General features: G+C 42.7%; 9 protein-coding genes. 6 read left to right on the top strand and 3 right to left on the bottom strand.

What is annotated here, in order from left to right; all coding sequences use genetic code 11:
- The 3 genes from JWQ85_RS18080 to JWQ85_RS18070 all read left to right on the top strand — a co-directional run.
- The coding region (locus tag JWQ85_RS18080; protein WP_299470411.1) for a glucoamylase family protein at positions 1–575 on the top strand (575 nt) is incomplete at its 5' end.
- Between the two features lie 52 nt (positions 576–627).
- Complete coding sequence (locus tag JWQ85_RS18075; protein ID WP_299470409.1) at positions 628–1,977, top strand: glucoamylase family protein; 1,350 nt, start codon at positions 628–630, stop codon at positions 1,975–1,977.
- 110 nt (positions 1,978–2,087) lie between these two features.
- Positions 2,088–2,891, top strand: a complete 804-nt coding sequence (locus JWQ85_RS18070; protein ID WP_299470407.1) for a prolyl oligopeptidase family serine peptidase — start codon at positions 2,088–2,090, stop codon at positions 2,889–2,891.
- Between the two features lie 70 nt (positions 2,892–2,961).
- Here the strand turns inward: JWQ85_RS18070 and JWQ85_RS18065 are convergent, their stop codons facing one another.
- Both JWQ85_RS18065 and JWQ85_RS18060 read right to left on the bottom strand, forming a co-directional pair.
- The gene (locus JWQ85_RS18065; RefSeq protein ID WP_299470405.1) at positions 2,962–3,231 is read right to left on the bottom strand and encodes a hypothetical protein; all 270 of its coding nucleotides are present in this window, start codon (positions 3,229–3,231) and stop codon (positions 2,962–2,964) included.
- Between the two features lie 484 nt (positions 3,232–3,715).
- Positions 3,716–5,119: a tetratricopeptide repeat protein gene (locus JWQ85_RS18060; protein ID WP_299470403.1), complete on the bottom strand. Its 1,404-nt coding sequence runs from the start codon at positions 5,117–5,119 to the stop codon at positions 3,716–3,718.
- 236 nt (positions 5,120–5,355) lie between these two features.
- On the opposite strand from JWQ85_RS18060, the gene JWQ85_RS18055 reads away from it, so the two are divergent.
- The 3 genes from JWQ85_RS18055 (at position 5,356) to JWQ85_RS18045 (ending at position 11,137) form a co-directional block, all read left to right on the top strand.
- Entirely contained in the window at positions 5,356–6,897 is a 1,542-nt protein-coding gene (locus tag JWQ85_RS18055) for an aldehyde dehydrogenase family protein (RefSeq protein ID WP_299470402.1), read from the top strand.
- 78 nt (positions 6,898–6,975) lie between these two features.
- Positions 6,976–8,631 carry a S8 family serine peptidase gene (locus tag JWQ85_RS18050; RefSeq protein WP_299470401.1) on the top strand — a complete coding sequence of 552 codons (1,656 nt, stop codon included), beginning with the start codon at positions 6,976–6,978 and terminating at the stop codon, positions 8,629–8,631.
- Positions 8,632–8,755: 124 nt separating this feature from the next.
- Positions 8,756–11,137 (top strand): hypothetical protein, encoded by a 2,382-nt coding sequence (locus JWQ85_RS18045; protein WP_299470400.1) that lies wholly within the window; start codon positions 8,756–8,758, stop codon positions 11,135–11,137.
- A gap of 73 nt (positions 11,138–11,210) precedes the next feature.
- Here JWQ85_RS18045 and JWQ85_RS18040 read toward each other — a convergent pair.
- Positions 11,211–11,537, bottom strand: a 327-nt coding sequence (locus JWQ85_RS18040; RefSeq protein ID WP_299470399.1) for a methylenetetrahydrofolate reductase, incomplete at its 5' end; no start/stop codon positions are given.

Raw genomic sequence — 11,537 nt, 5'->3', positions numbered from 1 at the left:
ACGGGGCTACCTATTACGGTGTAAAATTGCCATTAGGCCCGGCACAGGGCGGCCCGTTATTTTTCGCGCATTACTCCTTTTTGGGTATTAATCCTAATAACCTGGCCGATGCTTACGCCAACTATGATGAGCAGAACAAAGCACACAGCCAAATCAATTATAAATATTGTGTGGCCAACCCTAAAAATTATTATGGCTATAGCGCAGATAGCTGGGGCTTAACCGCAAGCGATATCGAAGGCGGGTATACGGCAAGCTCGCCAACAAATGATGTAGGTATTATTGCACCTACCGCAGCCATATCATCGTTACCATATACCCCAACAGAATCAATGGCGGCATTGCGCTTTTTCTATTACAAACTGGGCGATAAAATGTGGGGCGACTATGGCTTTTATGATGCTTATAATTTAAATAACCCATGGTTTGCCAATTCGTACCTGGCTATTGACCAGGGGCCCATAATTGTAATGATAGAAAATTACAGGAGCGGCCTTTTATGGAATTTATTTATGAGCTGCCCCGAAGTAAAAACCGGCATGAAAGGCTTAGGCTTTACAAGCCCAAACTTATAAACAAAATAAAGGCACGCGATATGCCTGTTTAACTATTAACTGATCTAATCCAATGAAGAAAATATTACTATCAGCCTGCATGGCAATAGCATCTGTTTGCTGCATGGCACAAAATCCGGCAAAGGTTGAGGGAGCCATTAAACCGGTAGGCATTATAAAAAATTTGAGCGACAGCGCTCTTTTAGATGTAGTACAACGCCAAACGTTCCGTTACTTTTGGGATTTTGGGCACCCTGTTAGTGGCCTTGCCCGCGAACGCAGCAATAAATCTTTTGATTATGGCGACGAGGTAGTAACCACCGGCGGTTCGGGCTTTGGTATTATGGCTATGATAGCTGCCGATCACAGGAAGTTCATCACGCATGAGCAGTCTGTCGACCGTATGCTTAAGATCGTGGAGTTCTTGTTCAGGGCCGATGCTTATCATGGGGTATTCCCGCATTGGTTAAACGGTGAAACCGGCAAAACAATTCGCTTTGGCCGCAAGGATGATGGCGGCGACCTGGTAGAGACCGCGTACCTGCTACAGGGGCTTTTATGCGCTAAGCAATACTATGTTGCCAACAACCAAAAAGAACGCCGTATACGCGATGTAATAAGCTGGATATGGAACGAGGTAGAATGGAGCTGGTACACACACGAAGGCCGCGACAACCTTTACTGGCACTGGAGCCCAAACAACGGCTGGGCTATGAACTTCCCTATCCGTGGGTTTAACGAGTGTTTAATAACCTACATACTTGCAGCATCTGCAGACCGCTACCCTGTTAGTGCTGATGTTTACCACAGGGGATGGGCACAAAGCGATTTCTTTAAAAATGGCCATACCTATTATGGATACAAGCTGCCATTGGGTTTTCCATATGGCGGCCCGCTATTCTTCTCGCAATACTCTTTCCTGGGATTAAACCCTAAAGGATTAAAAGACAGGTATGCCGATTATTGGGAACAAAACCTGAACCATACCCTTATTAACAGGGCATACTGTATTGATAACCCTAAAAAATTTAAAGGCTACGGCGAAAACTCATGGGGCTTAACCGCCAGCGATAACTTTGAAGGTTATAATGCACACTCACCGGATAATGACCTGGGGGTTATTACACCAACAGCGGCATTATCCGCGTTCCCATATACGCCAGAGTATTCTATGAAAGCGCTACGCCATTTTTATTATGACATGGGCGATAAAATATGGGGCGAATATGGCTTTACCGATGCTTTTAGCGAATCGCGTAACTGGTATGCGAAATCATACCTGGCTATTGATCAGGGGCCAATTATTGTTATGATAGAGAATTATCGCTCGGGATTATTGTGGAACTTATTCATGAGTTGCCCCGAGGTTCAGAACGGATTAAAAAAGCTTGATTTTCACAGTACTGCTATCGCGAAAAAATAGTTTTTGTATCCAGATTACAATGCAAAACTTATCCTATCATAAAATATTTAAAGCAAAATGAATGGAAAGGTGTTAATTTACGTTTAGTAACCAACTGAATTAACTTACACATGACGATAAAAAAATTAAGAATATTGGTAATGCTGGGTATTATGTACCTGGCATTTCCTTTTTTAGCACAGGCCCAAACCAACTCAGCTTTTGACAGGGGATCGTTTACCATGAAAACGGAAACACTGCCTTATCGCATTTTATTCCCCAAAAAGTTTGATCCTCAAAAAAAATACCCACTTATAATTGTGCTGCATGGCGCCGGCGAAAGGGGTAATGATAATGAAGCAGAAATTAAATACGGGCCAAAGTTATTCTTGAATGATACCATTCGCCAAAACTACCCGGCTATAGTGGTTTTCCCGCAATGCCCTACAGATGATTTCTGGGCCAATGTTAAAATAGACCAAAACCTGATAACACGTAAAACAATATTCAATTTCCAGGAAGGCGGTAAACCTACCTGTGCTATGAACTTATTACTCGGCCTTGTTGACCAAATGCTTGATAAACCCTTTATCAACAAAAAACAGGTGTACATAGGCGGCCTTTCAATGGGTGGCATGGGTACGCTTGAAATGTTGAGGCGTAAACCAAATACCTTTGCAGCCGCGTTTTCTATTTGCGGTGGCGATAACACCAACAACGTAAAAAAGTATGCTAAGAAAGTCCCTTTATGGTTCTTCCATGGCGCCAAAGACAGCATTGTTCCGTTTGAGCATTCGCAGGTGGTGGTAGATGCCCTTAAGGCCGCAGGCGCCGATCCTAAATTTACCATTTACCCTAAGGATGACCATAACAGCTGGGATGATGCCTTTGCAGAACCACAGCTGATCCCATGGCTTTTTTCGCACAGTAAATAATAAAAAAGCGGTCCAAATTTGGGCCGCTTTTTTTATTGAAGCATGTTTGATAATATTCTTTAATGATCTGTTAAAATTGTTCGTCAGGCTCCAACTCATTGGTTGCAGCACTATCGTTGTTGGTAATGTGGTTATCAGCGTTTAACTCTGTTGTAGGTTCGCTTTCGCTGAGGGTTTCCTCTATCCCATCGGTATCTGCAACAGCGCCATCTTTATTGGTTATGTGGCTGATATCATCCTTATTGGTGATCACATCCTTTTCTGCCGCGTTAACTTTCGGGTCACCGGTTTCACCTTCTAAGGGGAATTTATTGCCTGGGGTTGTATTTGGGGTATTCATAATTATTCGGTTTTAAAGAATAACGTATGGAAGATGGGGTTGTTTGATATTTTACTCACCCCTATCCCAACGATAGTCGGGACTGGTCGACCCTCTTTGCGTAGCAAAGGGGATAATAAATGTTACTTTCTGCTACCCGAGATCGACAAAAGTGTTCACGTTCACAGCCGTGAACGGCGTGAACACCTTTTAATTCGCTAAAAATCAATTATTTAAAAAACAGCTACTGACAAATCAGTGCCACCACTTTTTTAATATATATTAGTATAGCCTGTCACAATTGATTTGTCATTCAGCAAAAAAGCCAAAACATTTCTGTTTCGGCTTTAACAATTGATTGAGTCTGATTTGAATATTATTTATTGGGCTGAAGCCCCTTATCTGTTTATCTATCTTCCGTCCCTTGAAAGGGACGGCAATGATCTTCCATGCATTTCATTGCCCGTTGGCTTCAGCCAACGGATAACAGGCTACTCACCCTTCCTTATTTCGTATACCTGTTTATGATATCGATGATCACCTTGTTTTCCTGCAATTGAGGCAGGTAATCAAACAATATATAGTGCTTCTCCGGGTCGGCGGCAAGGGCCATTTCCAGGTAGTTCAATGCTTCGTTGTATTCGCCCTTGGCAAAAAGGTACGCTACCATACGATAGTATAGCTCTGCCGCATCAGGGTTATTTTTAATGGCCTGCGATATTACCTCAATGGCATCCACCAGTCGTTTTTGTTCGTACAGTATCGACGAGTAATCCAGCCAGGCATCCACATCAAGCGGGTTTAGCTCCACCACTTTTTCGTAAGCGCTTTCTGCCTCGGGCATGTGGCCCAATTTGTATTCGGCATCGGCAATGGCAAACCAGTAGTCGGCATTGGCAATATCAAGGTCAAGCGCTTTTTTGTAAAAATGCAGGGCCTCAAAATAACGTTCTTCAAAATCAAGCGTTACACCAATCCCAAACCAGGCATCGGCCAGTTTAGGATCCATCTTAACCGATTTTTTATAGAACGAACGTGCTTCGTCCATCTGCTCCAGCTTTTCGTAGCATTCGCCAATGGCGCAATAGGTATCGGCATTGGGTTGCTCGTACTCGAAAGTTTGGCGGTAAACATCAATCGCTTCAGCATATTTTTCCAGGTTAACTAAGGCGTTACCTTTATTGAAGTATGCCGATGCAAAACTGTCTTTTATCAGGATGGCGTAATCGTAAGCGTCTATCGCTTTCTCGAATAAACTTAGTTTGGTATAAGCATTACCCAAATTGTACCATGCGGCATAACTGTAGGGCTCGTTATCAATATACTGCTGATAAAACTGAACGCTTTCTTCCTGGTTATCCAAAACATCATAACAAAATGCCAGTTCGTAAAGGGCATCCTGGTTTTCCATGTTTTGTTTTAAGCAAAGCTTAAGGTAAGTAATGGCGGTATCATAATCGCCCATGTTTTGATAAACGTAGGCGATATGCAGTAATATCTCGTCGGTTTCTTCGGCAAGGTCAAGCGCCTTTTCATAATTTTCCAATGCTTCGGTATTGCGCTCCATACTTTCATAAAGGTTACCCCTTATAATGTATATATCCGCGTCGCTTGCTTCCAGCATAGCGGCTTTATCCAATGCGGCAAAGGCCTCTGATGCGCGGTTGGTAACTACCAGTAGCTGGGCTTGTTTTATAAGGAATACGGCGGCAAACGGATGCTGATTGCGGGCATACTCTGATACTTGCAGGGCTTTTGCCGGGTCGTTCTTTTCTATGTAGTAGTCTATAATGTTCTCAAACGCCTGCGCGTCAAAAAAGTACTGATCATGATTTCGAATCATCTCTTCGTACCGTTCTACCGAAAACTTTGGATCTTCGGTAAAACCAAATTCAAATTCTTCTTCCATTCAAGTTTATTTGCAGAACACCATATTTCCCCGGCGGATGTTTATCCGCAAGGCTTAAACATGAGTTCAAATTACAATAATAAGCTTCCATAAGTCAATTTAGTTTTCAACATACAAACATTATTAACAGATATTAATACAAGTTACTGATAATAAATGTAAAGCATTTTAGCCGGCGAGGGATGAGTTGTGGAAATTGCCTTAAAGATTTTTACCTTTGACAAAAGTACCAAATTATGAGCTTACTTATTAAAGATATTCTTGATCATTTACATATTAACGACATAAACCATGCTTTTAGTACGGGTGCGAACTGGGGTAGCAGCGCCAATGCTGTTACAAAAGATATTGTGTCGCCTACTGATGGTAAAAAGATTGCCGCGGTAAAGTTTGCTACTGCAGATGAGTATGATACAGTTGTGGAAACGGCTAAGAAGGCTTTTAAAACATGGCGACAAATACCTGCGCCTAAGCGTGGCGAGATAGTGCGCCAGATAGGCGATTCGCTGCGTGAGAATAAAAAACAATTAGGCACACTGGTATCCTACGAAATGGGCAAAAGCCTGCAGGAAGGTTACGGCGAGGTGCAGGAAATGATTGACATTTGCGACTTTGCGGTGGGCTTGAGCCGCCAGCTTTATGGCCTTACCATGCATAGCGAACGCCCCGAGCACCGCATGTATGAGCAGTACCACCCGCTGGGGATCGTGGGTGTGATATCGGCCTTTAACTTCCCGGTTGCTGTATGGAGCTGGAATGCTATGCTGGCATGGGTTTGCGGTGATGTTTGCATCTGGAAACCATCCGAAAAAACACCTTTAACAGCCATTGCCTGCCAGCATATTGCACAAGAAGTTTTTAAACTTAACAATATTGACGAAGGCGTAAGCTGCCTGGTGATAGGCGATCGCAACATTGGCGAGCAGATGGCTAATGATACCCGCGTACCATTGATATCGGCAACCGGATCTACCCGGATGGGTAAAGCGGTTAGTGCTGCTGTTGGCGCGCGTTTGGGTAAAAGCCTTTTAGAGCTGGGCGGCAATAATGCTATCATCATTACAGAAAATGCGGATCTGGATATGTCGCTTATTGGCGCTGTATTTGGCGCGGTAGGTACCGCAGGGCAGCGTTGTACCAGTACACGCAGGCTCATTATCCACGAAAGTGTTTACGAAGCGTTTAAGCAAAAACTGATCAGCGCATACGGACAAATAAAAATTGGCGACCCATTAAATGAAAATAACCATATGGGCCCGCTGATAGACCAGGATGCGGTTAGCCTGTATTTAGATTCGATCGAAAAATGCAAGGCAGAGGGTGGAAATTTTGTTGTTGAAGGCGGAAAGCTGCAAGGCGAGGCTTATTCATCTGGCTGTTATGTTAAGCCTTGCATTGCCGAGGTAGAAAACCATTTTAAAATTGTACAGCACGAAACATTTGCGCCAATTCTTTATTTAATAAAATACTCAGATCTTGATGAAGCTATCGAACTGCAGAACGGTGTTCCGCAGGGCTTATCATCAGCAATAATGACCAATAACCTGCGCGAGGCAGAGCGGTTCCTGTCATACGCGGGTTCTGATTGTGGCATTGCTAACGTAAACATTGGTACATCGGGCGCTGAGATAGGCGGTGCATTCGGTGGCGAAAAAGAAACAGGCGGTGGCCGCGAATCTGGTTCTGATGCATGGAAAGTTTACATGAGGCGCCAAACAAATACTATAAACTATTCTAAAACGTTGCCATTAGCGCAGGGTATTAAATTTGACCTGTAAATAAATATTATATTAATAACCTTGTGATCCGTTGACTGAAGTCAACGGCAATGAATGGATAAAACACAGATATAAAGTATGTACAAAATTTGCAAAACCATTACGGGCGTATTATTGAGCAGCGCCTTATTAATAAGCTTTAATTCAACAGCGCAGGTGCAGGTAGCAGCACCAAAAGCACCTGCCGAACTGCCAAAGAACTGGCATTTAATGGATCTTAAAACCGATGGCTATTTCGGGATCAGTTTAAATCAGGCCTATTTATTTGTAAAAGGCAAAAAAAGCAAAACCGTGGTGGTTGCTACTATTGATAGTGGGATTGATACCGCACAGGCTGATCTTAAACCTATACTATGGGTTAATACGAAAGAAATTCCGGGCAATGGCATTGATGATGACAAGAATGGTTACATTGATGATGTACACGGCTGGAACTTTTTAGGCGGCCCGGGCGGTAAGTGCGATTTTACCGAAACTACCGAGGAGGTTCGTGAGTACAACAGGCTGAAAGGCAAATACGAAACGGTTTCATCGGCACCTGCAGGCAGCGAAAAAGAGTTTGCTTACTGGGAAAAAGTAAAACTTACCCATGATGCAACCCTTAACAAAGCTAATACCGAAATACAGCAGCTACAGCCAATAATGAATGCCTTAATGGCTACCAGCGGCTATGTTAAAAACGCCCTTAAATTACAAAGCGGCTCTTCTTTTAAGAAGGCCGACCTGGCAAAAATTACTGCTGCCAGCGATACTGTTAAACAAAGCAAAGCGGTATGGTCCTCTGTTTTTGAACAAGAGGGTGGCGATCAAACCAATGCCAAGATCATTAATGACCTGAGCGAATATCTGGCCAAGCTTAACAATGATGTTAGCCCTGATCTGGATGCACGCAAGCGTATTGTAGGCGATAACCCCGATGTAAACGACGGCAAACCTTATGGTAACAACCTGCTAAAATTTGCCGATGCTGAACACGGCACAGGTGTAGCGGGTTTAATTGGCGCGGTACGTGGTAACAAATATGGTATTGATGGCGTTGCCGATAACGTAAGGATAATGTCTATTAAAGGCGTGCCAAACGGCGATGAGTACGATAAAGATATAGCTAATGCTATACGTTACGCGGTTGATAACGGGGCAAAGATCATTAACATGAGCTTTGGTAAAAAACTATCACCACACAAAGCCTGGGTTGACGCGGCCTTTAAATATGCTGCCGAGAAAAATGTATTGTTGATACAGGCATCTGGAAACGACAACCAGGATGTTGACGCCCAACCAGAATTCCCGAATGATATTTTTGAAGATGGATCTGCCGTAGACGCTGATAATGTAATAAGCGTTGGCGCATCTGCCGATAAGTTGAACGAAACCCTTGCAGGTAGCTTTAGCAACTATGGCAAAAACAATGTAGATGTATTTGCACCGGGTGTTAAGGTAACATCTATAAATATGGATGCTGAATTTAACACTGCCGATGGCACCAGCTTCGCATCGCCAATTACAGCAGGCATAGCAGCGCTGGTACTGGAATATTATCCAAACTTAAGCGCCAAACAGCTTAAGCAGGTAATACTGGAATCAGCAGTACCTTTAACCGGTACTATGGTTTTAAAACCGGGCAGCACAACCGAAAAAGTTGATTTTACAAGCCTTTCAAAAACAGGTGGCATAGTTAATGCTTATAGGGCATTACTTGCCGCTTCAAAACTAAAAGGCGAAAGAGGGATATAATCTCATCCAATTGATAAATAAACGCCGGGCTGTTCTCAGTCCGGCGTTTTTATTGGGCAGAAATTATTGTGCTTTTATTCTTGTTAAAAAGTGACTACATTCATCTGTCATTCTCCATAACCTAATGAACCTATTATTTGTCCGCTTATCTTTTATTGCTACCATATTATTTTGCGGTGATCTTTGTTTCGCGCAAAGTTTAAATAAGATAATCAATAACCAATTACAGACAGATCCGCAGGAAAAAATATACATTCATTACGATAAAAACAGCTATGTTACCGGCGATACGGTATGGTTTAAAGCTTACTTGTTCACAGGCTCTAAAAGATCAAGGGCGGGCAAAAATTTCTACCTGGAACTGCTGGACAATAATGGCAAGTTACTTAACCGGCTCACTGCGCCCATATTTGAATCTACCGCATCGGGCAATATAGTGTTGCCAACAGATACCGCTATACATGCGGTTTATTGCCGGGCCTATACCGAAGTTATGCTGAAAGGCGATAGCAGTTTTATCTACATGAAACAGCTATCGGTTGTAAACCTTCCTAAAGCGGCTGAAATTGCCAACTCACCCCCGCCGGTTATCCATTTTTTACCCGAAGGTGGCGATTGGATAAATGGCATACCATCGCTTATGGCCTTTAAGGTTACCGATGCCAATGGTATGCCCGTTAAAGCCGAAGGGGTAATAAAAAACAATGGCGCTACTGTAACAGAATTTGCCACCACACATGATGGTATGGGTGCCTTTACTATGCTTGCGCAACCTAACCAATCTTACACAGCGGTATGGAAAGACGCGGCAGGTAACGAACATACTACGGCTTTACCAACGGCCAAGCCCAACGGAATAAGCCTGCATATAGCCGATGTTGCCGCCGGTAAAAAGTTTTATATATTCCGATCTAAAGATGCGGATGCTGCCGATAAACAGGTAACGCTGGTAGCGCAAAGCAACGGCACTATTGCCTATCAGATAAGGGTCGATCTTTCAAACGCGGAAATGTCTAATGGTACCATCCCGGTGAAAGATATGCCCTCGGGGATATTATATATTACTGTTTTTAACAAAAACTTAAAGCCCATTGCAGAGCGTATAACCTTTGTAAACAACCACGATTATAGTTTTAATGTAGATACCAGCTTTACAGCAATAAGCAAGTTAAAGCGAGGGTTAAACCAGTTAAAGCTGGCAGTAAAAGATACTATCCGTTCCAATTACTCGATATCAGTTACCGATGCAGATATAGACGATGCATCGTCAAACCAGGATAATATTGTTTCGCGCTTGCTTTTAACCGGCGACTTGCGGGGAAAGATCGTTAACCCATATTATTACTTTGCTAACCAGACAGATGATGTCACGAAAAATTTAGACCTGGTAATGCTTACCCATGGCTGGCGAAAGTATAACTGGAGCACCGATACCGCCAAAACACTTACCGATACTATACCCAATCATCGTTTTTTAAGTATTAATGGTAAGGTAACTGGTGTTAGGGCTAACGGATTTAAACCGGGCACTTACGCAACTATTTATGTAGAAACGCCCGATGGCAGTTCGGTAATGTTGCCATTACAAGTAAGCGATAACGCAGGTTTTTTTAGGGATGGTCTGATCTATTACGGCGACGCAAAGCTGTACTTTAAGTTTCAGGACAAAAATCTGGCATCAAATAAAATAAAACTCACCGTTGATAATGGCCTGGTGAAAAATTATATCTACCCGTTTATGAAACCTGCGCCGGATACGAGCATTACATTAAATGCCGCACCTGTACAATTATCAAAACGCGTGCAGGATTACATGTTGCAGCTTAAAAATACCCGCGAACTTAAAGAGGTGCAAATAAAATCGAAAGGAGTATCGCAGGAGAAAAAGATAGATAAAGTTTACACCACTGGCGTTTTTAAGGATGGTATATCAACCAATTTAATGGTTGGCGACGATCCTCGGGCTACTAATTACGGTTCGCTGTTTCAATACTTACAAGGTAAAATACCGGGTATTAGGATTAGCAATCCGTTGGGCGATGTTCCATCTATTGTTTGGCGAAATGACCCTGTGGCTTTCTTCCTGAATAATTTTTCGTCGAGTGCTGCCGATATCCGCAATACTCCAATGATGGACGTTGAATATGTTAAAGTATACGATCCATCAATGGGTGGCGCCTTTGGTGCTTATGGCGGTGTAATATCCGTTTATACTAAAAGAGGCAAAGGTTTTGTTTATAATGATAAGAATAATAAGATGCTCCCTTTAGCAGGATACACCCCGGTAAAAGATTTTTTTAGTCCGGATTACGCCACAGCAGTTAATGCCCCTTCAGCGCCCGACTTGCGCACCACCTTGTACTGGAACCCTAATATCATACTGGATAAAGGAAAACAGGAATACCTCATTAAATTTTATAATAATGATGTTACCCGCAAATTTAAAATTGTTTTAGAAGGTATGAACTTTGATGGGAAACTGGTTCATATTGAAAAGGTGCTGTAAAGAAATCGCCGCCTTGCTAATAAACAAGGCGGCGATTGATGCTTCACTACGTTCAGCATGACAATCTCTTTATCTAAAATATCGCCTCAGCTATTCTTTTAGTTGGACCAGGGTTACCCATAGTATAGAAATGCAGTACTGGTGCACCAAATTTCACCAATTCTTTACATTGCTCTATCATCCACTCTATACCTATATCTTTCACATTCTTTTCTTCTTTACAATCGTGGATGGCATCGCTTAATGCTTCGGGGATATCGATATGGAAGGTTTTGGACAGATTAACCAATTGCTTGGATGTGGTAATTGGTTTCAAGCCCGGTATTATAGGCACGTTGATACCTTCGGCACGGCAATTATTTACAAAATCGAAATACTTTTGGTTATCGAAGAACATCTG

The sequence above is a fragment of the Mucilaginibacter sp. genome, from assembly GCF_028288105.1.
GTDB lineage: Bacteria > Bacteroidota > Bacteroidia > Sphingobacteriales > Sphingobacteriaceae > Mucilaginibacter.
This window is presented reverse-complemented; position numbering and strand designations above follow the sequence as displayed.